Origin of the sequence: Desulfosediminicola sp., assembly GCF_048381775.1 — a bacterium.
In the GTDB taxonomy this organism is placed as follows: Bacteria; Desulfobacterota; Desulfobulbia; order Desulfobulbales; family Desulfocapsaceae; genus Desulfopila; species Desulfopila ganghwensis.
Genome location: NZ_JBLXGE010000015.1, coordinates 110884 through 135049, shown reverse-complemented (window position 1 = coordinate 135049; position 24166 = coordinate 110884). Strand labels below are relative to the sequence as shown.

Sequence of the window (24166 nt, the reverse complement as noted above, 5' to 3'; positions counted from 1 at the left end):
GATGAGCAAATTTCAGGCGTGGTGGATAGGCTTTTTAATAATTGTGATATTTGTTTTTCTAAGTGAAGGTGTAATTGTCTTTAAAGATTATGTTTTTAGCAGATTGGGCCTGGATAGAAATCTGGTCTTGGTTCTTCTGTGGCTTCTTCCTGTGCTGGCTGGTTTTACTGCTGTATTTCTTTCGAAAAAAATTGATATAGCTATAGGATTATCTTACATCCCAATAATAACAGTATTGGGGCCGTTTGTTCATTTCCTGTCGGGGGAATTGGGAGCAACCATTGATTTTTCTGGTCTTGCCGGGCTTAAAGTCACATTTCCAATTTACCTCGTTTTGGGGAGCATAGTGATTGGCATTGGTAGTCTTGCCGGGGTAACAGCAAGAAGAATTAGAAAATAGAAGTGCTCAAAAAATATCAGAGATACTTGCCGAAAGTGGCGTCCCTGAGAAGCGGCATGAACAAAGGTCATTGAACAAATCGATACATCTCTATTTTCTATCGATATGGGATTGCTCTCTGCACCTACATTCTTCGCTCGTATCTGATCCTTGAGAGTGCTTGGATTGATGAGGAAGTCTACACCGCCTACTTTCTCAAAATGTCTTTGATAACATTTCCGTTTGGGGTGCTCGCCAGTAATATCGCTGATTATGTTCTATCCCTTATTGGTTTAGATCAAGAGACATCAGCTATAGCAATCTGGGCTGTTATGACCGCAGTCGGCACCTTTCAATGGGGTTTTATCGTTCCTGATTTTTAACGTTTTATTGTACGAAAGTTACGTAGCAGGAAAAATGCATGATTGAAGAAGGAGAAAGACAGCTAGTTGGATGTTGGACATAACTGCGAGTTGGACGTTGGATGTTGGACGGAACTACAAAAGCAGGGAGGGGGAACTGCGGAACTGCAGGTTGGATGGTGGACGTGGGACGTTGGACGTTGGACGGAAATGCAGAACAAAAACGGTTAGGAGGGGGGAGGAAAGATCGGTGAGGAGTTAGGAGAGAGGTGTGAGGGGGGGAACGGCTGGTACTACAACTGCAACAGCGAAACAGCAGGTGGGGCGGAAATACAACAGCGGAAAGGAGGAAAGCAACGGCGACTGCGGGACTGCAACTGCTACTGCAACGGCAAACATCTAAAAGAGAGGGCCCGGCATGGAACCGCCGGGCCCTGGGAAGATCAGGATATCTGTTTTCTGTTTAAAGCGCTGAGGACCGCCTTGATGGAGGCGATGATGATGTCGGTATCGACGCCTACACCCCAGGTTTTGGTGCCGTGGGGTTGTTCTATTTCGATATAGGCTGCGGCGCGAGCTGAGGAACCACCGTTTAAGGCGTGTTCGTGGTAGCTGCAGAGTTTGAAATCACCCGTAATATCCGCTTTCAGGGCAGAACAGAAGGCATCGAGCGGGCCGTTGCCGATTGCGTGGATGGTTTTCACCTCGTCTCCCATGCGTACATCCGCCTCTACTTCGGCTGAAGAGTCTGCATCGTCGATGTGGCGTTTTATCACATGGAAGCCTTTCAGGGAATATGGCTCACTTGCCGAAAGGTAAACCTGATCAAAAGCCTGGTAAAGCTCTTTGGTCTGAAGCTCCCTGCCCTCTTTATCCGTTACTGCCTGAACGATCTTGCCGAACTCAGGATGCATCTTTTTAGGCATCTTGAAGCCAAACTCTTTATCCATGATATAGGCGACACCGCCTTTGCCGGACTGGCTGTTAATACGGATAATCGACTCGTAGGTGCGGCCGACATCGGTCGGGTCGATGGGCAGATACGGCACCTCCCAGAGGCCTGAATCTGCGATATCGTAGGCGGTCATTCCTTTATTGATCGCATCCTGATGGGAACCGGAGAAAGCGGTATAGACCAGCTCGCCGGCATACGGGTGCCGCTGGTGAACCGGCAGACGGCAGATGCGTTCATACACCTCAACCAGATGGTTCATGTCAGAGATATCAAGCTCAGGGTTCACGCCCTGGGTAAACATATTGAGAGCGAGGGTAATGAGGTCGACATTACCGGTTCGTTCACCATTGCCGAACAGGGTGCCCTCTACCCTGTCGCCGCCCGCCATAAGGGCAAGCTCGGTTGCAGCAACCGCACAGCCACGATCGTTGTGGGCGTGGAGGCTGATGATGGCTGACTCGCGATTCTTCATATTGGTGCAAAACCACTCGATCTGGTCTGCATAAATATTCGGGGCCGAAAGCTCTACGGTTGCAGGCAGATTGATGATAAGTCTGTTGTCCGGGGTCGGCTCCAGCTCAGCCATCACCGCCTCGCAGATCTCAAGGGCAAAATCCATCTCGGTGCCGGTGAAACTCTCAGGCGAATATTCGTAGCGGAACCTTGTCTCCGGGTACTTCTGTTCTTCTTCTTTGAGCAGCTTCACGCCCTCGATGGCGATGTCGATGATCTCCTGACGGCCCATATTGAAGACCGTGCGTCGCTGCAGGGTTGAAGTGGAGTTGTAGATATGAACGATAACTTCCTTGGCACCCTTGATCGACTCGAACGTTCTTTTGATGAGATGCTCCCGCGCCTGGGTGAGTACCTGAATCACCACACCATCCGGGATCAGGTCGTCTTCAATCAGCTTGCGGGTGAACTCGAACTCGACCTCGGAAGCGGATGGGAAGCCTACTTCGATCTCTTTAAAACCAATCTCACAAAGCAGCTTGAACATTTCCAGCTTCTTCTGCAGACTCATGGGCTGGATAAGGGCCTGATTGCCGTCGCGAAGATCGACACTGCACCAGGTTGGTGCCTTGGTAATCGCATTGTTCGGCCAGGTGCGCCCAGGCAGATCAATCTTTGGAAATGGGCGATATTTGCTCACTGCTTCGGGGTTCATTGATTTTCTCCTAAAACGACAAGTTGGATGTTGGACGTTGGGTGTTGGACGTAACTGCAACGACAACTGCTCACGCCCCACTGGCTTTTTACAAAAAAAAAGGCCACGGTTTTGCAACCGCGGCCTTTAAGGGATATATGTGTAGAATCTGCCTACAACTCCCCCACGCTGGCCGCGGTGCTTGCCAGTAGACTAAGTAGTAGGGAAAGAAGCAGGATTCTCATAATCTATTATGCCTTCGAAGAATTCTTTTATTCAAAAAATAGTGATTAGTATGAAATTATATTATAGGATTCAAACTAAACGCTAAATCTTATGGATGTCAAGCGGCTTTTTCAGTTAAGACTCGATTCCCGTCCCAGGGGATGAGGACAATACAGCAGGCTTTTCCTGTCTCGACAGTAGGTTAAAAGCCATATGCCGGAAAGAGGCTCATCACTGTTTGATGGTTCAACTCATCGTAATTCCTGCAACAGTCTTGATGGTTGACATCTGTCGTATGGGCATATATATTTCGCATTCTCAACCTAATTCCACTGGTTTTTCAACATCCTCTGCCCATGATATTGCATGAAAAAAGCAGATAATCAGCCTATTATTAAATAATAAACAATACATTGGAGGACATTCTACAGTCCATCCCAAAGGGTATTATTTATAACAAGCTACTCAAAAAACCAGATTACAATCTTCGAGAAATATCCAGGCTAACTATCGCCCTAGAAATCTATACAAGAGGAAGAATTTAATGGGAAAAATCACCGGCGCCCAAGCTATTATCAAGTGCCTCCAGGAGGAGGGAGTTAAAACACTATTCGGTTATCCCGGCGGCGCTGTCATCGACCTGTACGATGCGCTGATGGATTCCGACATAGATAACGTACTGGTGCGACATGAGCAGGGAGCTGTTCATGCAGCCGACGCCTTCAGCCGGGTAACCGGTGAAGTCGGAGTGGCACTGCTCACTTCCGGCCCCGGTGCGACTAACGGCGTGACTGGTATCGCCACCGCCTATATGGACTCCATCCCCATGGTTGTCCTTACCGGGCAGGTACCCCGCCACCTGATTGGCAACGATGCTTTTCAGGAAGTTGATATCGTCGGCATTACCAGGCCTTGCACCAAGCATAACTACCTGGTATCCAACAAAGATGATATCGTTCCGGTATTGCGTGAAGCGTTTTACATTGCCCGCACCGGTCGGCCCGGCCCGGTACTGGTCGATCTTCCCAAGGATCTTGTGGCCAGCCTGGTTAGCTATCCTGAGAAGAAGCCGATCCGCATGCAGAATTATCAACCCACCTATGAGCCCCATATCGGCCAGATTACCAAAGCCTGCAAGCTGATTATGAAAGCGCGCAAGCCGGTGCTCTATGTGGGTGGCGGAGTGATTCTCTCAGATGCCAGCCATGAGTTGACCAAGCTTGCGACCAGACTGAACATCCCGGTCACCATGACCCTGATGGGCCTGGGAGGTTTCCCCGGCACCCATGAGCTGTCGCTCGGTATGCTTGGCATGCACGGTTCTTACACTGCTAATATGGCGGTTGCCCAGTCTGACCTGCTGATCGCGGTAGGTGCCCGTTTTGACGACCGTGTTACAGGTAAGCTCGAGGAATTTGCATCGAACGCCAAAATCGTTCACATAGATATCGACCCGACTTCGATCAGTAAAAATGTCAGCGTCGATGTTCCTATCGTTGCCGATTGCAAATACGCCCTGCAGGCGATGAACAAGTATTTTGACGCTGAAACCAACTTCGACATCAAGGAAGAAGCTGCCCGACACCAGCCGTGGTTTGATACCATTAAGGAATGGCGGCAAGAGCATCCGATGCGGTTCCACGACGATGATATTATCATCAAGCCGCAATACGTGATCCAGAAGCTTGAGGAGTTGACCGGCGGCGATGCAATCATCACCACCGAGGTAGGCCAGAACCAGATGTGGGCGGCCCAATATTACCGTTTTGATAAACCCCGCCATTTCGTCACCTCCGGTGGCCTCGGCACCATGGGCTTTGGTTTACCTGCGGCAATTGGTGCGCAGATGGCATTTCCGAACAAGACGGTTATCGATGTGGCCGGTGACGGCTCTATCCAGATGAACATTCAGGAACTTGCCACAGCCAAGCAGCAGGGGTTGCCGGTAAAGGTGGCCATTCTCAATAACAATTATCTCGGCATGGTTCGTCAATGGCAGGAGCTCTTCTACAATAAGCGCTATGCCTCCACTGTTATGGAGGTCGCACCCGACTTTGTTGAACTCGCCAAGGCTTTTGGCGCAGTCGGCCTGAGGGCTACCAAGAAGAGCGAGGTCGAAGGGGTAATCAAGGAGGCGCTCGCCACCGATAATATCGTTGTCATGGACTTCAATATTAATCGGGAGGAGGGTGTTTATCCGATGGTGCCGGCGGGGAAGGCGAATACCGAAATGCTTCTGGTGTAGGGCACTGCCAATATGCACCCATCTTTTGCCGATCACTTCTTGTCCGCATAGGTACGGCTATAGCGGACAGAAGTGCTTGCCAAAATATCGGCGCATCTTGACAGTACTGGCGGATTGATTGGTAAATGCAAAAACCAGCACAACTTCGTCATACAGATTTTGAGAGATTTGAGAGATAAATTTCGTGTTTAGTTGGCGCGAATGATACAGGATAACTATATGAAAAGTCATACAATATCGGTTCTGCTGCAGAATAAGCCGGGTGTATTGTCGCGGGTGACTGGTCTGTTCAGCGGTCGTGGCTACAATATTGAAAGTCTCTGTGTGGCAGAGACCCTTGAGCCCGGAATTTCTTGCCTTACCCTGGTTTCCAGGGGTGATGATTCCATTATCGAGCAGATCACCAAACAGCTGCATAAGCTTATTGATGTCATCAAGGTGACTGACATCAGTGAAAAAGAATATGTAGAACGTGAGATGGTGCTCATTCGCGTCAAGGCGGAATCAACAACACGAGCTGAAGTTCTGCGTGTTATTGATATTTTTCGCGGCAAGGTGGTGGATGTCAGCGCCAAGAGTTACGCGGTAGAGGTAACAGGCCCTGCTTCAAAAATACAGGCTGTTATCGATATATTGCGCCCAATCGGTATCAAAGAAATTATTCGTACCGGTACCATTGCCATGGCCAGGGCAGACAAAAAGAAATAAGTAATTTTGTTCTTTCTTGCTATTTGTCAAAACTACCGCTTAGTAAGCCTGACGCAGTGTGTTATATATCGTGATTCGCAATGAGTCTCACTTTGGGATTGTCATGAGTGAGTGACGAGGAGTGAGACGTTTACATTCATCTGGAAGTAAACGTCTCGCAAATGCGATGTGTTAGCGATAGTCTTCATAGAACACATTATTCAGGCATTTCCCCTCTCGCTTCACTCCTCACGCAACCAGCTGAGTTTACAAGTAATCTGACTTTACACATATTCGAGGAATATCCATGTTAAAACCTAAAGTCCCCGTTGCCCTTGAGGGTTATCCCTTTATCGGCTTTATGGCTTTTGTCACCATTGTGCTTGCTTTGCTCGGGTACACCCTGCTGGCGTTGGTCGGCCTGCTGCTCACAGCTTTTGTGCTCAGCTTTTTTAGAGATCCGGAACGGTTCGTGCCCGAAGATGAGGATGCACTTATCTCACCTGCAGACGGGAAGATTATCGTTGTCAGAAAGGTTCAGGACGACACCTTCACCGGTGGCGAGGCGTTTAAGCTCTCTATCTTCATGAATGTTTTCAATGTTCATGTGAACCGCAATCCAATGAGCGGCACAGTGGAGCGCATTGTCTATCAACCCGGCAAATTCTACGCCGCAGATACAGAAAAAGGTGAGTTGCAAAACGAATATTGTGGCACGGTTATGAAAACCAGCGCCGGCCATAAGGTAGCCTTCGTGCAGATCGCCGGGCTTATTGCCCGCCGCATTATCTGCTGGCTCGAAAATGGTGACACGATTAAAAAAGGTGAACGCATGGGCTTGATTCGATTTGGCTCCCGTGTTGACCTTTACTTTCCTGCCGATTCTGAAATTCATGTCCAGATGGGGCAGAAGGTACGTGCCGGCGAGACTATCCTGGCTCGTTTAAAAACGCCTGAAACGACAAAATAATTGTAAGGAGTGAGGTGTGAGGGGTTAGGTGAAAAAACACTTCCTCCTCACTCCTCTCACCTCCCACGCCTTTTCTGCAGTCGCAGTTCGCTGTTCGCTGTTGCAGTCTCTCCTCTCCCTTCACACCTACCACCTCACACGCCTTTCCCTGCAGTAGCAGTTACGTCCCACCTCCAACGTCCCACGTCCAACCTGCCGTTATGTCCAACATCCACCGCTTTTTCCTGCAGTTTTTTAATAAGCCGATTACTTTGCCTTTTACCAATCCATCCTTTATACTCTCGGTAATTTCAACTGGTCGGGCACCGACCGTAATATTACTCACCGCTAAATACCTAAGAGATGAAATATGAGCCAACCTGAGCAGGAGATGAGTTCCAAGTTTTATCCGCTGCCGTGTATGTTCACCATAGCCAGCCTGTTCTGTGGTTTTTATTCCATCCTCAGCGCCGTAAAAGGCGAATACACCGTGGCTGCCGTAGCGATCATCGTTGCTGCGGTCTTCGACGGGATCGATGGCCGTGTAGCCAGGATGACAGGAACAACCAGTACCTTCGGCAAGGAACTGGACTCACTCTGTGATGCTGTCTCTTTTGGTGTTGCCCCCGGCCTGCTTGCCTACTTCTGGGCGCTTCAGCCATATGGCAGGTACGGTTGGCTGGCCGCTTTTTTATACGTTGCCACGACCACCCTTCGCCTCGCCAGGTTTAACTCCCAACCCGGCACATCGAAGAACTTTATCGGCCTGCCCTGTCCTGCCGCTGCCGGTGCAATCTCTTCTTCTGTACTTTTCTGCAATTTCCTCGGTATTCCCGGAGCAGTAACCCATATTTCTCTGCTCATTTTAGTGTACTCTCTCTCGTACCTGATGGTCTCAAACCACATGTATCTGAGCTTCAAGCAACCACCCCAGATGAGCAAAAGGCGGAATTTTCAGTTGCTGGTATTTTGTCTTCTTGTCTTTATTCTTATTGCTGCCGAACCTCAGGTTATGCTATTTGTGATCGCGGCGCTTTATATACCCTCCGGTCCGATTTATGGTATATATCGTCAGTTCAAACGGTTGGCGGTGCAGGGCACCGACGGGAAAGCGGACCATAAGCAAGCCCCGTAAAATCGAAAAAATACCAAGAAGGGAGTCAGGTGAAAGAAGTATGACGTCGAGCCCATCAACATACCTTGAGTCTGATGTTCTTTAGCCCGTGTTCCTTACTCACATCGCCATTTTAACTTAGAAAAGAATCTTCTTTTCATTAAGCTGAAACACCAGGCTTTTACCCTTATATATACCTGACAGAAGACATTGAGAATTATCAGCGGATGGGCCAAAGGGCGCAAACTTGTCGCCCCGCCCGGCCAGACACAAAATATCAGGCCGACTTCAGATCGGGCCAGAGAATCTCTTTTTAATATCCTGAGAGGTAAAGTTGACACCTTCGATGGACTTCGGGTACTCGACCTTTTTGCAGGTACAGGCGCACTCGGCCTCGAAGCTCTCAGCAGGGGAGCGACTGAAGTTATTCTTGTCGAACAGAACAAGCAGGCCCTAGATATAATCCATCGCAATATAGCTGCCTGCAGACCTGAACAGCACGACTGCAAAGTAGCTGCTATCCGCTATGACCTTCGCAAAGGGATTCCGCCGCAGGTCACAGAGTTCGGCAAAAGCCAGCCATTCAACCTTATTTTCCTTGACCCACCCTATTCCAAAGGGTTATCACTTAAAGTTCTGGAATATCTGGGTAATGGTGAGATTCTATCCGGGTCATGCCTGGTAGTTGCCGAAGAGCGTTCTTCTGAATCATTGCCCGAATGTTGTGGTGTACTGAACCTGACTGATCAAAGAATCTATGGTGAAACTGGATTCTGGCTCTACTCTCCGCGTCACCTAACCGAAACTGAGGTTCGTTCATGAGCACTCCTGTACCTACACGCCCCACAATTGCCATTTATCCCGGCACATTCGACCCCATTACTTTTGGCCATATCGATATCATTAAAAGAGGGCTCAACCTCTTTGACAAGGTCATAGTCACCATCGCACTCAACCCTTCCAAGAGCCCCTTATTTACCCTCGAGGAACGGATGGAGATGATACGTGAATCATTTTCCGATGAAGGCGATCGTATCGAGGTTGACTCTGCCTCAGGTCTCCTGGTTGAATACGCTGCAAACCGCAAAGCCACTGCTATCATTCGCGGTCTCCGTGCTGTTTCCGATTTTGACTACGAGTTCCAGCTCGCACTGATGAACAGGAAACTCGAGCGCGAAGTCGACTCCATCTTCCTGATGCCTGGATTGCGCTGGATTTTTATCAGTTCCTCAATTATTCGAGATGCAGCCCGCCACGGCGGCAATGTGGATAGCATGGTGCCACCTCATGTTTCCCGGATGTTGAAGGAAAAATTTGCTTAATCACAGATTAACCCGGATAGAGTAATTAGCTGAATAGCAGTATGGTCGATCAGTCAGGTTCAAAAACAGAATTGCGAAAAAAGAAATTGCAGACACGCAGGACAGTTCTTGCTACAGGACTGCTTGCCCTGCTCTACCCATTGCTGAAATTTATCGGATATGAAGTCCCCAGGCGACCGAAGCTGGTGGAAATCCACAGCAGTAAACCAACCAACGGCGTGCTGAGTCATAACGATTTCATCCTTTTTGACCAGAAAGATGGTTGCTGGGCGGTATCACGAAAATGCACTCATCTCGGGTGTAAAATTAATTATCACGAAAAAGACGGCGTGCTTGAGTGCCCCTGCCACCAGTCACGTTTTTCACCAGGTGGTACTGTTCTTCACGGCCCGGCCAAGGAGCACTTAACCGTCTATTCCGTGGAAAAACGTGATACCGCACCCTATTACGTGGTGACCACCTGATGGACTCCTCCTCCATGCCTCCTCAAACGGCTGCGGCGCAAATGATGTGGTTAAAATTCAAGTCCCTCAAATGGGGGGCCTGGTGCCTTGTCAGCCTCTATTTGTCTCTTCTCTCAGGAGTTGTAGTCGGTCTGCAATATGATGTGGCCGATCCCTATTATTCTGTAAGCTCTATAGACCTGCTCATACCCTTTGGTGAGTTTTTTCGTTCACTCCATTTTTATTCAAGCCAGGCATTCTTCCTACTTGGCTGCGTTCACCTTATTGCCGTTTACGGAGAGGCACAAAAATATTCATTCCGCGACTGGGCCCTGCTCATTTTCTCGATGACTGTCGGCCTCTTCCTGCTGTTTACCGGCTACGTGCTACGCGCTGACAGTACCGGTTTCTCAGCGGGCATGATCGCCGAGGCAATCCTGAAAACCATCCCTTTCATGGGTGATACCCTGAACTCCCTGCTCTTCGATATTTCGAATCGGGGAATGCAGAGAGTCTACGTTCACCATATGATAAGCCTTGATATACTCTGGCTGATACTTGCCTGGGACCATCTGCGGCGCTACAGGGTACAAGTGGCAGATCATACAGTGGCTATCTGCCTTATCGCAGTATTCTGCTTTTTCACGGCCGCACCCATAGAACCTGAAAAGCTTGGCGTAACCTACATCTCCGGTCCTTGGTTTTTTCTTGGCCTGCAGGAATTGCTGCGCTATTTTCACCCGCTCTTTGCAGGTGTAGTCTACCCGCTGCTTTTTGTCGTTGCCCTGCTCTATGCCCGAAATCAAAACAGATACTACAGGGCATTGCTCTGGTTTCTTTATGTCTGGCTCATCGTGTACGCTATTCTCACTTTCGTGGCCTGGATCAGATAAATCCAGCCCCAGGCATTTCTAAAGGCCAGCCAACCTGCACTTATAATTCTTTCGTATTACTTATTAATTACCGCTGATTTTCATCTTCAGAAAGTGAGGAGAAATGGGCCAGGAAGGCGGGAAGTAGCTTAAGGCTCAAGTCTGGCTGGCTAGCGAACCTTTCAAATTCCGGGCTATTTACCGGTAGCCGAATGAGCCAGGGTCACTGGTTATATCCTCAATAAAAAAGAGGGCTTGATCTTTTTCAGATCAAGCCCTCTTCTCTTTTCGACCTCATTACCCAGCCTGCTGCACTGGCGCATTGAAAGCGATTACTTGTTATTCATTGCCTTACGGAGTTCGTTTATCTCTCGTTTCAAGGTATCCCGGAGCATATCGATCTCACGACGGACCACATCGGCCAACTGCTGATCAGAAAGCAGCTGTTGCGGGGTTGCTGCAGTTTTTTCAGTCTGATAGCTTTCTGCAACAGGTTGTTCTTGCTCATGAGATACTTTACGCGCGGCTCTGGCCTCTGCCGCCTCAGAAAGCATCTCATGCTGCCATTGCAAGACATTACCGGTGTGGGTCAGCAATGTTTCCTGCGCCGCGGCAGGCTCAACAACAGATGATTTTTGCAGATCACTCAGTATAGCCTGCAGTAAACCGTTTGATCTGTCATCTGAATCGTACCTGAACTTATCTATGTGCTGACACACGGTAGAAATAAGCTGCAGATAACTTTTCTCAAGAGAAGTGTTTACCGCACTCTCCCGCAGTTGCTTCAGTTCTGAATAAAGGCCGGTAATAATGCTATCGTCGAGCTGCAATTCAAGCGACTGGATGCAGCCCTGAAGTTCTGCGAATCTCTCGGTCTGCTGTTGAATAACAGGTTCCTCGACCTGTTCGGCGACAGCCTCTTCAGCAGCTTCGGCGGGTACGTTGATCTCTTCTGCCTCTGGTTCGAACTCGACAGAAAGGTCTTCAACCACAAATTCAGTTTCTTCAGCCAGATCAAAGACAATTTCGTCCTCTTGAGGTTCGGCTGCAAAAGGTTCATCCGGTGGTAATGCCTCCATGATATCTGCTTCAACTACCTCAGGAGCAACAACCGGTTCTACTTCCTCGTTCGCAGACTCGACAACTACCTGCTCCTCCTCGGGCGGCAGTTCAGCCTGGGCAGGCGCTTCGAAATTAAAGAACTGGTCGAGCTGACTCTCTACCTCACTGACAACTTCGGACTCAATATCACTTTCCGGCTGGTCTCTTTCAGGACTTTCCTCTTCGATATTTTCGAGGTCGGCAAAAGCGGGAGCAGGCTTAAAAGGTGCCGGCTCCGACTGAGCAACAGGTTCCTCAAAAATTTCTTCGACTGGAGCTCGCTGTTGAATTTCTTCGGGTGCGGGTTCAATTACCTGAAGGGCAGGCGCAGATTCAAAAGCAGGTGAAGGCCCCCGCTCAGGCTCAGGCTCAAATCCGCCAAGTGCCGGTCCGGTAATAGGCTCCAACTCAATGTCATTATCCTCGTCTCCATCTGTCTCGACATCGACACCCTGCAAAGCAAGTTCAGCAGGTGTACTGGAAAAAGATGGGGCTGACTGAGCAGCGATACCACCGTCGTCTGTGTCAAAAAATGATGCCAGCCGATCATCGATCTCATCTTCTGCCGAATCAACAGTCGAGGCAGATGGTTCCACCACCGGCTCAGTAGCAGGCTCAGAGAATGGTTCAACAATTTCTTTTTTTGCCACCACAGGCATAGCAGGAACCTCAGCTCTGAGTTCCGCCGCAGGTTCTGCAGGCGCAGCAACAGAAGCTTCTGACAATTCTTGCTCACTGAAAGAGCTGATTTCATCAGAATCGGCTAATGCCGGAGCAATATCACCACCGAATGCGGGCAATCGCTCCTCGTCCGAATCGTCATCAGCATCCGTCTCCACCTCAACACCCTTGAGTGCGGCCTCACGATCTATTGTGAGGCAAGGCTCATCAGTTCCCGTATCCGCGCCGAAGAAAGCAGCACTGAATTTTTCCGCTTCTTGTTCTTCGGTACTCCGCTTTGCCTGAACCGGCTTTTCACCTGCAGCCTTTTGTCCATCGCCAAAAAAGCTGCTTAATCGTGCATCTACATTTGCGGAGTTATCGGCACCAAGTGCAGCAGCCTCTTCCTCTTCCTGAAAACCTCGAACACCATCATCAGGCAGATCAGAAAAAGCAGGCGCAATTGCAGGTGTTACTGATGCCGCAGCCTCTATTGGGCCTGACGCTGAAGGTGCGAATTCCTTTTTGGGGGCGGATTTTTCTACTTCAATTATCTTCTTGAAGGCTTCGAACTTCCTCACCTCGGGGATCAGGACTTTCTTCTCCTCATCAAGGGTTATCCCCGGAGTCTGAACAATTTTCTCCAGTCCATCAAAAAAAGATCTGAGAATCTTAAAAGCATCGGGATGGGAATCTACTTTACGCTTTCGTATATAGGTGCCGATCGTGCCGATTCCCTGAAGAAATACCAGCCTCGGCCTGCTATCTGCGTATACCTGCTGCAGGTTCTTCACTTCATTACGTAATTCAAGGAGTTGCTGCTCCGTAATTTCCCAGTCAATCCCAAAAACCAGAGCTTTCAGTTCAAAAAGCTCTGGAGCTGTCTGCTGCTCAACCACCACTTCAGCTACATCTGGTTCCATAACACCACCACGCTCATCTACCGGCACCTCTTCATCCAGCGCCGGGCCAGAGATGAGTTTCTTGAGTTTTTCAAAGCGGCGAACATCCTGAATCAAGATCTGCTTCTTCTCGGCGGCATCCAACTCATCAGAGAGAACAATACGTTCGAGATTGTAGTACATATTGAGAAGCAGCCTGATGGATTTAGGATGAGCATCCGCCTTTTCTCGATAGATATATTTCCCTATCTTTTCAAGTGCTTGCAGATAGACCATGTTGATTTTGTCATCTGCCCATACATCTTTGAGGTCAACTATTTCGTCGTTGAATTGCTGTAGAACGGTATCAGTAATTTCCCAATCCAGGGATAGTACCAGAGTTTTTAAACGAGATATTGGAGAGTCATCTTCGCCTGCAAACGCAAATAGATCAAAATCGCTTGTTTCAAAAGAATCATCGTACTCTTCATTATCTATTGTCAGGTCATCATCGTACTGACTCTCTGTATACTGTTCCACCGCCTATTCCCTCTAGAGTAATTTTTTCTGAATCGAAACAACAGTGGAAGAAATTATTTTCTTCAATGTCTCGGCAACATTATACCCGGTGATGGCACTCGCTTCATAATATGGAACTTTCAGCCTGCTGTTCAAATCATTCTGCAGGACCTCAGTTGGCAGTATCTCTATGCCATGCTCCTTCAAATCGACTTTATTATATTGCATAACAAGCGGAATATTGAAAATCGACTCTTTATATGACTGGAGATTTTCATGCAGTTGGTTCAGGGAGCGGATATTCTTCTCTCTCTGTTTTGCCATTGCATCAGCGACAAAAACAATACCGTCCACGCCGCGCAAAACCAGTTTACGTGTGGCGTTGTATTTCACCTGACCTGGTACGGTATAAAGCTGTATTTTTATGTCATATCCCTTGATTTGCCCCATATCAAACGGCAGAAAATCGAAAAACAATGTTCTGTCTCCATGGGTCTTTAAACTCACCATCTCTGAGACAATCTGTTTTCTGTAAGCAGTGTTTATGTATTCAAGGTTGGTTGTTTTACCACACCTGCCAGGACCGTAGTAAACGATCTTTACCTGAACGACTTTGTCTTTTAGATTAATAAAGCTCAACGCTCCACCTCCCACATTCTACTTTGAAACTTCTGCTGCCGGCAAAGCGCCTGCCTGCGACATGAACAACCTCTGTGGAGTGACTATTGCTTTTCCCAAATCTTGCGAATCTTTTCTATTACATCGACCACATTCAGGCGTAAAAATCCTAGCGATATTTCTTTACCGAACATTGAAATCAGTAATAACTCATCGTCGATCTTGCTAAAATGGATATTGGAATCCTGACCTTTATGGAAAAGTAATGAAAACTCCTGTTCACCAACAAGTTTGGCCATTGCATCTACAGTGGCAAAATTTCCGGCAGCCAGTGCCGCAAAGGAGTAAACGTCATACTTGTTTTCACCGTTATCTTTCGCAGTGATGATGTTTCCTGCCATGTCAATTATGATCACACAATCGACACCAAGACTGATCAGCTTATCTGCTAATAGAGTATCTATCTGTTCTAATTGTTCCTGACTGACAATCCCATAATTCATGCTGCTTACCTCTTCGTGGTTGGGGGCATATGGTACGGTTTGCTGTTATTTCCTTGGTGTCTGTAATACCGTGTAATACACGGAAATGGTGACAGGATATGCAATGAAAATTCTCATTCGGGTTATAACCTCTAACTTAAGCCGAACATCACCCGGTCTACATGAACTCACCTCCCCTCACTTCTGCAAATTTCACTAACAGTATGAAGCCCGCCAGGGCCGGAAGGTAGTTAAAACTTGCTGAAAGGACTATACGATAGTTTTTTTGGTATATGAAGATATTTTTTTCTTTTCTTTCAAATTCATACGCCGGTTATCAGTGGTCCCTGCCCCTCGCCCATCGTGTTTCCTATCTGATTTTTTTTCATATCGACCCATAAAGGCAAAATGGTTCTCTCTTCCCGATCGACTTATATTAAATTCGTGTTGAGTTTCCTACTGGCCACTTTCAATTCGCGGAATATGCGCTTATAGTAGCGGCGATCTTTTATTAATAAACCAACACGCCGTACAACATTATCAGGCGCTGTTACCTTATAAATGGAGTAAACGTAGTGTCTAAACGAAAAATTATTTTCCCTGAACTTTCCAGTGGGGTTAAACTTATAGATACCCATTGTCACCTCGACATGGATGCATACCAGGAAGATTTTGATGAGGTGCTGGCCCGTGCTGAACAACACGGAATAGGTCATATCATAACTATAGGTATCGACCTGCAAAGCTCGATAAGAGCCACAGAACTTGCTGCCGCCCATCAAAACATCTCCGCCACCATCGGCATACACCCCCATGATGTCGACAACGTTACCGATAAAACCTACCTGGCACTTGGAGACCTGGTGGAAAAACAGAGAGAACACATAGTCGGCTATGGAGAAATCGGCCTTGATTATGTAAAAGAGTATTCAGCGGCAGACAATCAACGTCGTCACTTTGCCAGACAGCTCTCTTTTGCCAGAGAACTCGGACTGCCGATCGTGATTCACGACAGGGAAGCACACCAGGATACCCTCAAGCTCCTCAAAGAATCCGGCGCGACAGAAAACGGCGGTATTATGCACTGTTTTTCAGGTGACATCGGTCTTGCCCGGGAGGTTATTGACCTTGGTCTTCATATTTCACTCCCCGGCGTAGTCACTTTTAAAAATGCTACTGAACTTCAGCACGTCGCCAGGGCAATACCGCTTGAGTCACTGCTGGTTGAAACGGACGGCCCCTTCCTATCTCCTCACCCCCTGCGAGGTAAACGAAATGAGCCGGGCAATGTCATTTTCACCGCAGCCTGTATTGCAGAACTGCGTGGCATGGATTTAGACGACATCGCCAGGCAGACGACCCGTAACGCCATTAGGGTGTTTCAACTCAATCTGCCAACAACAGGAAAATTACAATGAGCATAGATACAAATCTGAAGGCAATATACGATAAAATTAATACAGTCGCGTTATCTTGCGGGCGTGAACCTGACGAGATTCAACTGGTGGCTGTTTCCAAACGCTTCCCCGTAACTGCTATCGAAGAGGCGTATGCAGCTGGTCACACTGTCTTTGGTGAGAATTACATTCAGGAAGCTGAAGAAAAAGCCGCCCAACTCGGCGGCAAATGCACTTTGCACTTCATTGGCCACCTGCAGCGGAATAAAGCAAAAATCGCCGCACGGATCTTCGATGTCATCGAAACTATCGATAGTTTTAAACTTGCCAATACCCTCAATCGTCATCTTGAAGACCTGGGTCGCTCAATGAAGATCCTGCTGCAGGTCAATATAGGGGAAGATGAAAAAAAATCCGGCATGGCAGCACAACAGACGGAGCAGCTCCTTCGCGAGATAGGTCAACTGCCACACCTTGAAGTAATCGGACTGATGACCATGCCACCCTTTACCGACGACCCTGAAGATGCACGACCATACTTCAGGCAACTCAAACAACTCGCTGACTCCCTGGCCGGCAAAGGGCTGTTCGCCAATGAACGCCGGGTTGAACTCTCCATGGGGATGTCGAACGACTATCACGTGGCAATTGAAGAAGGTGCCACTATAATCAGGGTCGGAACCGCAATTTTTGGCCAGAGAAAGTAGAATATTCTTAAACTGCTTTTTTTTAAGCTCATTGTCCGAAATCAAAAGTAAACAGAGTTGACTCAGTTTAATTATTTCATATTTAACAAAGAACATCAGAATACACGGGAGAAACGATGAGAATCACGATGATCGGCACAGGATATGTCGGCCTTGTAACTGGAACCTGCTTCGCCGAGTTCGGCCATCACGTCACCTGCGTCGACAAGGACGAGATCAAGATCAAAAAGCTGTTAAACGGTGAGATACCGATATATGAACCGGGCCTTGATCAACTGGTCGAAAAGAACTTCCAGGAAGGCCGACTCAAATTCACTACCTCCCTCGAGGAGGCAATCCCCCAGGCTGAAGCGATTTTTCTCGCTGTGGGCACCCCAACCAGCCGCCGTGGCGATGGGTATGCTGATCTCACGTACATCTTTGAGGCTACCCGGGAAATAGCCCCGTTGATTCGGAACTATACAGTAATTGTCGATAAATCCACGGTACCAGTTGGTACCGCGGATCAGGTGGCCCGTATTATTCGCGAGGTAAACCCCGAGGCTCAGTTCGACGTTGCCTCCAACCCGGAGTTCTTGCGTGAGGGAGCCGCAATCAACGACTTTATGCGCCCCGATCGGGTAGTGATAGGCGTTGAAACAGAGGATGCCGAACAGATCCTGAGAGAAGTCTACAAACCTCTCTACATCCGTGAGACCCCAATCGTTAAAACCGATATCAGAACCGCCGAGCTGACGAAATACGCAGCAAACGCCTTTCTTGCCACCAAGATCAGCTTCATCAACGAGATTGCTCTGCTCTGCGACTCCATCGGAGCAGACGTCACCTCCCTTGCCAAAGGTATCGGCATGGACGGCAGAATCGGCTCAAAGTTCCTCCATCCCGGTCCTGGTTACGGCGGCAGTTGCTTCCCAAAGGATACCCTGGCATTGATGAGAATCGCCCAGGAACATGGTCAGAGCCTCAGGGTTGTCGAGGCGACCGTGGAAGTGAACGCCGCCCAAAAAGCCAAGATGGTCAAAAAAATACGCGACGCCCTGGGTGGGAGCGAGGCGGGTAAGACCATCGCCGTGCTTGGGCTTACCTTTAAACCTGAAACAGATGATATGCGGGACGCACCCTCTATAACGATATTGCCTGCCCTCATTGAAAAAGGTGCCAAAATCAAAGCCCACGACCCACAGGGTATGGACGAGGCCAGGCATCTGCTGCCTGCGGCAATCAACTATACCGAAGATGCATATGATGCCTGCAGAGACGCTGATGCGGTGATCCTCCTGACTGAATGGAACCAGTACCGGGCCCTTGACCTCGATCAGCTTAAATCAATCATGCGTGGGGACGTCTTCATCGACCTGCGCAATGTCTACCTGCCGGAGCAGGTTATACGCAAAGGGTTTACCTATACAGGTGTAGGCAGAAGATAAGCTTCAGCAGAGTTGCGGCGAAGTTCAGCAGGGTTCCGCCGCAACCTGTTTTGGGGAAACAAAAAAAAATGGCCGTATCGCATGTGCGATACGGCCATTTTCTTTTCCGGAAAACCCTGTGAAAAAGCGATTACTTGCCCTTGGAGGCTCTCTTCGCTGCCTTCAGTGGGTTAACCCTGACTTTGGTGACAGTGATTTCAGGCTTGGCATGGGTTGCAAAGTTGCAAATCCCCAAACGCCATTTTGCATCAGGGTTCAGGTAACTCTGACAGAATTTGGTACCTTCTTCTTCAACCATCCTTTCGCAACCGTCGCATTTTTCTACAACAGGTTTGAAATTTCTTTCTTTATAGCTCGCTGCAGTTTCTTTCTGCATGATAAAAATCCTCCGATTCGATATACAAACCTACACCCATCTGCTAACGAAAAGCAAAAGGACGCGGTCAGCGAACTCGCCGACCATGGTACAGTTCAGCCGCTCAATTTCAGAACACAACAAATTAACAGATAATCATTTTTCAAACAACACAAAACAGTTTATTTGCAAATTTTCCTCAACTCCACCTATAAATTCACTGCACGCTGTCCGTCTTCATGCCCAATCAACACACTACAGAAAGTATAATCACAATGCTTACTGCAACGATACAATAATTTCAACAGGATAAGCAGGCCAAAGATGCTAGTTTTCTTGTATTCTTTAAAATCTTGTAATATAGTGCCTTGCAAATTCTATCGTTTAGATGTGTTCGATTTCCATGAGAATTCGTTAGCGACTTTAGTTTAACATATCCACCGGGAGAGAAGCATGCCTGTCTACATTTGGAAAGGAAAAAATTCCTTTGGAGAAAAACGGAAAGGAGAAATAGAGGCCCCTGATCAAGCGGCTGCTCTCGCCCAGGTAAAAAGACTGCGTATTACCAACCCAGTCGTCAAGGAAAAGCCTAAAGACCTGTTTGAAAATGTTGAACTTTTCCAACCTAAGGTTACCGGTAAGGACATTGTTGTCTTTACCCGCCAGATGTCCACCATGATCGATGCTGGTCTGCCTCTCGTGCAATGCCTGGAAATTCTTGAAAAGCAGCAGAGTAATGCCACTTTCAAAAACGTTCTCAAAGATATCAGGGTCGATGTCGAGTCCGGCTCTACGCTTGCTGATTCCATGCGTAAACATCCCAAGGTTTTCGATAAACTATTCACTAATATGATCGAGGCCGGCGAAACCGGTGGTATCCTCGATACGATTCTTTCCCGCCTGGCCGTTTTCATGGAAAAAGCCATGGCTCTCAAGAAGCGTATCAAAGGCGCCATGACCTATCCGACCATCTGCCTGGCCATCTCCTTTCTCATTCTGGCAGTTATCCTGGTCTTTGTTGTCCCGGTATTTAAATCGATGTTCGCTGATTTTGGTTCCACCCTACCGGCTCCTACCCAGATTGTTGTAGACATGAGTGATTTTTTTAAAAACAATATCTTCTACATGATAATAGGCCTGGTGCTCAGTGGTGTAATTTTCAAAAAAATCTACTCCACCGACAAAGGTTCCTTGTTTTTCGATAAGGTGTTTCTGCAGATGCCGGTAGTCGGTGTTCTTCTTCGCAAAGTTGCTGTAGCCAAGTTTACCCGCACCCTGAGCACCATGCTCCAATCGGGTGTTCCAATTCTTGAAGCGCTGCAGGTGGTGGCCAGGACCGCAGGAAATAGAATTATTGAACGAGCTGTCTTTCGTGTAGGTGACTCCATTGCTGAAGGTCGTCCTATCGCAGAACCACTTGAGGAAAGTGGTGTCTTTCCCAATATGGTCGTGCAAATGATCAATGTCGGCGAGTCAGTCGGTGCTCTTGATACAATGCTTGAAAAGATTGCCGACTTCTATGACGATGAGGTTGATCAAGCCGTTGACAATCTCACCGCAATGATCGAGCCCTTCATGATGGTCTTTCTCGGTGGTATGATCGGTGGACTTGTCGTCGCCATGTATCTGCCGATCTTTAAGATAGCCAGCGTTGTCTAGAGCCAACAATAACACATCATCTTTTCTTCGTGTGCCACCACTGGAGCATCTCTGCTCATCCGATATTCGCTCCAGTGGTTTTGAACCTGACCAACTCTTTTTTCATTTCAATGAATAAAAATAATTATTTTTTTTGTATCTACCTCCCGGCTAATTTTCAGACTCTCACACACCCTACCTGAGAGGTACCATTTCTTCCCCAGCCCCTCAAAACCCTCTCATTTTTGGCCGCTTGCTTACCATCTGCATTATCGTCCTAACTACTATTTTCCATAGCGTTTTCCGATTCAGGCGTTAAAAGTTCATCTTTCCAGCTATGGCACTTTGTGGTACAATGTCTATATGTTACTGGGAAGGAATAGATAGTACAAACTCTACGGTAATCCTTCCCATCCGCATTTAAGTCTGCGGTAATTCCGTGAAAATTTTTTAATTTATTTGCTAGGCAACATTGACTTTATGAATCGAACGGATATCATAATTACAGGTTGCAGAACTATTACAGCATATTAAGGAGGAAGATATGACTCTCACTAAAGCTGATATCGTACAACAGGTTTACAAAAATCACGAGGGGCTGACTAAGGCTCAAGCGACTGAATCTGTTGAAGCATTCTTGAGGATCTCAAAACACGCGTTAATCGATGGCTCAGACCTTTTACTCAGCGGGTTTGGCAAGTTTAACGTAAAAGATAAAAGCTCCAGAAGAGGTCGTAATCCACAAACCGGAGATGAACTCACTCTTGATGCACGGCGAGTAGTCACCTTTAAGCCGTCCGGAATCTTACGTGACAAGATTAATTCAACCAATTAAACAGTCGCCTGCAACCTAATCAGATAATATCTCCCCTTGCTATTTTGATGTTCCTGTCTAGGCCTGTTGTGATATAACAGGCCCAGCCAGGAATTATCATTTTCAGCCTTTGAAAATCTGAATTATCCCAGCGATTATTTGCTCATGCTCCATTAACTCTCCTACCATTACCATAATTGGGCACGTGCAATTCAGCTGTCAGCCCCTTCCAATTGGCGCCCTTAGCTCTCCTCGACCTGGGACATTCATCCATTTCTCGATACCAATGCCCCTATTCTACAGGCCGCTTCGTCCATCAAAAGGCTGGGCCAGGTATATCTGCCTTTTGTACACCAGCAAGAGAATGGCGGCTATGAACCAGTGACAGGTACACGGGTAATATCTGCGCTGAGGGACTTGGGTACCATTGATACCGTACAATGCAGGGTATTACCGACTCATATCGAAAATGAGAATCTTCTTAATTGTATTTATGAAGAATACTCCAGTAGAATTGGTCAACTCTCTCCTATTGAAATGGCACACTTCCACGCACTGTGCGAACGCGATTTGGATGAGGAACAACGTGAGCTATATTATGCGGCCAATGACATTCCAGGAAAGCCGCATCTCGTCAGACGTGCGCTTGATCTTCTCAAGCTTTCACCTGCCATGCAGGCGGGATTACATACAGGTGCCCTGGCAGAAAACAGCGCCCGGGAACTGCTTCGCCTGAAACCTGCAGACAGGGATGCCTGCTTCCAGCTCATTCAAACATTACAGCTTGGAGGCGGGAAACAGCGCAGAATGCTTATGCTGTTACGTGATCTTGCGGGCCGCAACGGATGCACCATTTCTGATTTTATTGACAGCCCGGTTATAAAGGAAGTCCTGGAACATCACGAGATGAATACCCCGCAAAAAGCCCACTCTTTATTGCAGCAACTCCAAAAACTTCAATCCCCGACACTCTCGGAGGCAGAAGAGCAGTTTGAACGGTGGCGAGCACAACTACCGCTATCCGGGAATTGCACAATCGAACACAGCACATCTTTTGAACAGGACCAGGTCACTCTGCACATGACCTTTGAAAATAGAAGTGGACTTGAGAGGGCTCTCCCCACTATAAATTCGGTTCTACATGACCCGGAGGATTAGTTCAGATGTATTATCAGGGGGGAACTGGTTAGAGGTATTCATTCAAGCAAACAGAGGAAAGATTCGGCTGCCAATAAACCACTCTATCCGGGGTAATGCATCTCACCCGCAATCAGGACGTCATCCCCCAGGGTGGTATGGCGCACATTCTGTAAAGATACTGAGCTATCGCGGTCTGCGGCCTCATAGCCGGTTACGAGGGAAACCCCTTTGTCACCGGCAAATCTTGGGGCGACAAAAAGATAGGCATAATCATATAATTTCTGCCTGAGCATTGCACCGTGAATCGCTGCGCCGCCTTCAACAAACACAGAATTCACCCCATTCCTGCCAAGCACCGCCACAACTTCAGGCAAGGCAAGTCCTGTTTCATTACCTTGAACCGAAAATACCCGCACACCTTTTGACTCCAATTGCGCCCGTTTACCGCTATCGGCGTCATGACTGCAGAAAACCCATGCCTGGGCCTGAGACTCTATACTAAACGATTTTGCTTCAATTGGCAGACGCAGTGTTCTATCGAGGATCACCCTGATGGGATCTTTACCATCCCCCTGCTTCAGTCTGGTGGTCAGAGACGGGTTATCAATTGCCACGGTTTCGCTGCCGACCAAAATTGCATCGTGGATATTACGCAATTCATGAACCTTCTCACCAGATAAAGCACCTGTAATCCAGCCGCTATTTCCCTGTTGATAGTTGAGCCTCCCATCGAGGGATACTCCGGCTTTCATTACCATCCATGGCAGACCAGTGGTGACGTGCTTGATAAATGGTCTGTTTATTTCCTGGCATTCCTCTTCCAGAATCCCGCTCACAACCGTGATGCCGTGATCTCGAAGATAGTCTATACCGGTACCGTCAACTAAGGGGTTCGGATCTGTCATGCCGACAACCACCCTTGAAATACCTGCCCTGGCAACTGCATGACTGCACGGCGGAGTTTTTCCGGTATGGTTACACGGTTCAAGGGTGACGTACATCGTGGCGCCACGAGCTGCGTCTCCTGCTGCACGAAGCGCGTGGATTTCTGCGTGCGGTGTCCCTGCCTTTTTGTGGTACCCGGTTGCTATAATTTTACCATCAGCAACAACAACAGCTCCAACACAGGGATTTGGGGAAGTTCTGCCAAGACCTTTGCGAGCTTCGTCTATGGCAAGTCGCATAAACCGCTTGTCGTTATTTTCAGTGTTCATCTTCACGTCTGGAATCAAGCAATGTCTTCAGCTCTTCCATAAATTCGCTGACATCCTTGAATTGTCTGTATACTGAAGCAAAACGGACATAGGCAACCTCATCAAGCTTGGAAAGTTCCTCCATAGCCCATTCTCCGAGAATTTTGGAAGAAACCTCCTTGGCACCAATATCCTGAAGACGATGTTCAATATCATCAACAAATTCATCTATCCTGTCACGACTGATAGGTCGCTTTTCACAAGCTTTCTCAAGTCCGACAGCCATTTTATGCCTGTCCCAGGATTCACGCCTGCCATCCTTTTTCACCAGAACCGGCATCATAACTTCAAGCCGTTCATAGGTGGTAAAACGTTGATCGCAGTCGAGACATGAACGTCTTCTACGCGTTATAGTACAATCTTTATTCAGCCTTGAATCGATAACTTTGTTATCCAGATGTCCACAATACGGGCATTTCATAATGTGACCTCCTCAGGTCTTCACCGGGCCTCAATCCCCAATGAAATCTTAAA

22 protein-coding genes are annotated in these 24166 nt (G+C 47.9%); 15 read left to right on the top strand and 7 right to left on the bottom strand.

Features of this window, described 5'->3' with window-relative positions:
* Position 1: 1 nt before the first annotated feature.
* Positions 2–400 (top strand): hypothetical protein, encoded by a 399-nt coding sequence (locus ACN5NT_RS20910; protein ID WP_419176765.1) that lies wholly within the window; start codon positions 2–4, stop codon positions 398–400.
* Between the two features lie 784 nt (positions 401–1184).
* Here the strand turns inward: ACN5NT_RS20910 and leuA are convergent.
* Positions 1185–2864: a 2-isopropylmalate synthase gene (gene leuA / locus ACN5NT_RS20905; RefSeq protein ID WP_419176764.1), complete on the bottom strand. Its 1680-nt coding sequence runs from the start codon at positions 2862–2864 to the stop codon at positions 1185–1187.
* A gap of 748 nt (positions 2865–3612) precedes the next feature.
* On the opposite strand from leuA, the gene ilvB reads away from it, so the two are divergent.
* The 8 genes from ilvB (at position 3613) to ACN5NT_RS20865 (ending at position 10721) form a co-directional block, all read left to right on the top strand.
* Entirely contained in the window at positions 3613–5313 is a 1701-nt protein-coding gene (ilvB, locus tag ACN5NT_RS20900) for a biosynthetic-type acetolactate synthase large subunit (protein WP_419176763.1), read from the top strand.
* A gap of 219 nt (positions 5314–5532) precedes the next feature.
* Positions 5533–6021: an acetolactate synthase small subunit gene (ilvN, locus tag ACN5NT_RS20895; RefSeq protein ID WP_136799779.1), complete on the top strand. Its 489-nt coding sequence runs from the start codon at positions 5533–5535 to the stop codon at positions 6019–6021.
* Positions 6022–6307: 286 nt separating this feature from the next.
* Positions 6308–6970, top strand: a complete 663-nt coding sequence (locus ACN5NT_RS20890) for a phosphatidylserine decarboxylase family protein (protein ID WP_419176762.1) — start codon at positions 6308–6310, stop codon at positions 6968–6970.
* Positions 6971–7319: 349 nt separating this feature from the next.
* Positions 7320–8084, top strand: coding sequence for a CDP-diacylglycerol--serine O-phosphatidyltransferase (pssA, locus tag ACN5NT_RS20885; RefSeq protein ID WP_419176761.1), 765 nt, complete (start codon positions 7320–7322; stop codon positions 8082–8084).
* A gap of 189 nt (positions 8085–8273) precedes the next feature.
* A complete protein-coding gene (rsmD, locus tag ACN5NT_RS20880) occupies positions 8274–8885 on the top strand; it encodes a 16S rRNA (guanine(966)-N(2))-methyltransferase RsmD (RefSeq protein ID WP_136798019.1) in 612 nt (203 codons plus the stop codon).
* A complete protein-coding gene (gene coaD, locus ACN5NT_RS20875; RefSeq protein WP_136798018.1) occupies positions 8882–9385 on the top strand; it encodes a pantetheine-phosphate adenylyltransferase in 504 nt (167 codons plus the stop codon). The genes rsmD and coaD overlap by 4 nt, the downstream gene beginning before the upstream one ends.
* A 41-nt stretch (positions 9386–9426) precedes the next feature.
* A complete protein-coding gene (locus tag ACN5NT_RS20870; protein ID WP_136798017.1) occupies positions 9427–9849 on the top strand; it encodes a ubiquinol-cytochrome c reductase iron-sulfur subunit in 423 nt (140 codons plus the stop codon).
* Positions 9850–9890: 41 nt separating this feature from the next.
* Complete coding sequence (locus tag ACN5NT_RS20865) at positions 9891–10721, top strand: cytochrome b N-terminal domain-containing protein (RefSeq protein ID WP_419176760.1); 831 nt, start codon at positions 9891–9893, stop codon at positions 10719–10721.
* Between the two features lie 311 nt (positions 10722–11032).
* Here the strand turns inward: ACN5NT_RS20865 and ACN5NT_RS20860 are convergent, their stop codons facing one another.
* The 3 genes from ACN5NT_RS20860 to ACN5NT_RS20850 form a co-directional block, all read right to left on the bottom strand.
* Positions 11033–13882, bottom strand: coding sequence for a hypothetical protein (locus ACN5NT_RS20860; RefSeq protein WP_419176759.1), 2850 nt, complete (start codon positions 13880–13882; stop codon positions 11033–11035).
* Between the two features lie 12 nt (positions 13883–13894).
* Complete coding sequence (locus ACN5NT_RS20855; RefSeq protein ID WP_136798014.1) at positions 13895–14500, bottom strand: GTP-binding protein; 606 nt, start codon at positions 14498–14500, stop codon at positions 13895–13897.
* A gap of 83 nt (positions 14501–14583) precedes the next feature.
* Entirely contained in the window at positions 14584–14982 is a 399-nt protein-coding gene (locus ACN5NT_RS20850; protein ID WP_136798013.1) for a roadblock/LC7 domain-containing protein, read from the bottom strand.
* A 554-nt stretch (positions 14983–15536) separates the two neighbouring features.
* Between ACN5NT_RS20850 and ACN5NT_RS20845 the strand changes: the two genes are divergently transcribed.
* The 3 genes from ACN5NT_RS20845 (at position 15537) to ACN5NT_RS20835 (ending at position 18492) form a co-directional block, all read left to right on the top strand.
* The gene (locus tag ACN5NT_RS20845) at positions 15537–16379 is read left to right on the top strand and encodes a TatD family hydrolase (RefSeq protein WP_419176758.1); all 843 of its coding nucleotides are present in this window, start codon (positions 15537–15539) and stop codon (positions 16377–16379) included.
* Positions 16376–17065 (top strand): YggS family pyridoxal phosphate-dependent enzyme, encoded by a 690-nt coding sequence (locus tag ACN5NT_RS20840; protein ID WP_419176757.1) that lies wholly within the window; start codon positions 16376–16378, stop codon positions 17063–17065. Before ACN5NT_RS20845 ends, ACN5NT_RS20840 begins: the two co-directional genes overlap by 4 nt.
* A 116-nt stretch (positions 17066–17181) precedes the next feature.
* On the top strand, positions 17182–18492 hold the full coding sequence (locus tag ACN5NT_RS20835) for a UDP-glucose dehydrogenase family protein (RefSeq protein ID WP_136798011.1): 1311 nt from the start codon (positions 17182–17184) through the stop codon (positions 18490–18492).
* Positions 18493–18622: 130 nt separating this feature from the next.
* Here ACN5NT_RS20835 and ACN5NT_RS20830 read toward each other — a convergent pair whose 3' ends face one another.
* Entirely contained in the window at positions 18623–18868 is a 246-nt protein-coding gene (locus ACN5NT_RS20830; protein ID WP_419176756.1) for a PxxKW family cysteine-rich protein, read from the bottom strand.
* Between the two features lie 432 nt (positions 18869–19300).
* Between ACN5NT_RS20830 and ACN5NT_RS20825 the strand changes: the two genes are divergently transcribed.
* The 3 genes from ACN5NT_RS20825 to ACN5NT_RS20815 all read left to right on the top strand — a co-directional run bounded on the left by ACN5NT_RS20825 (position 19301) and on the right by ACN5NT_RS20815 (position 22457).
* Entirely contained in the window at positions 19301–20506 is a 1206-nt protein-coding gene (locus tag ACN5NT_RS20825; RefSeq protein ID WP_419176755.1) for a type II secretion system F family protein, read from the top strand.
* Between the two features lie 523 nt (positions 20507–21029).
* Entirely contained in the window at positions 21030–21320 is a 291-nt protein-coding gene (locus tag ACN5NT_RS20820; protein WP_136798008.1) for an integration host factor subunit alpha, read from the top strand.
* A gap of 396 nt (positions 21321–21716) precedes the next feature.
* Positions 21717–22457, top strand: coding sequence for a hypothetical protein (locus ACN5NT_RS20815; protein WP_419176754.1), 741 nt, complete (start codon positions 21717–21719; stop codon positions 22455–22457).
* Between the two features lie 83 nt (positions 22458–22540).
* On the opposite strand, the gene ribD is transcribed toward ACN5NT_RS20815, so the two are convergent.
* The gene (gene ribD / locus ACN5NT_RS20810; RefSeq protein WP_419176753.1) at positions 22541–23653 is read right to left on the bottom strand and encodes a bifunctional diaminohydroxyphosphoribosylaminopyrimidine deaminase/5-amino-6-(5-phosphoribosylamino)uracil reductase RibD; all 1113 of its coding nucleotides are present in this window, start codon (positions 23651–23653) and stop codon (positions 22541–22543) included.
* Positions 23643–24113 carry a transcriptional regulator NrdR gene (nrdR, locus tag ACN5NT_RS20805; protein ID WP_136798006.1) on the bottom strand — a complete coding sequence of 157 codons (471 nt, stop codon included), beginning with the start codon at positions 24111–24113 and terminating at the stop codon, positions 23643–23645. The genes ribD and nrdR overlap by 11 nt, the downstream gene beginning before the upstream one ends.
* Positions 24114–24166: the final 53 nt, after the last annotated feature.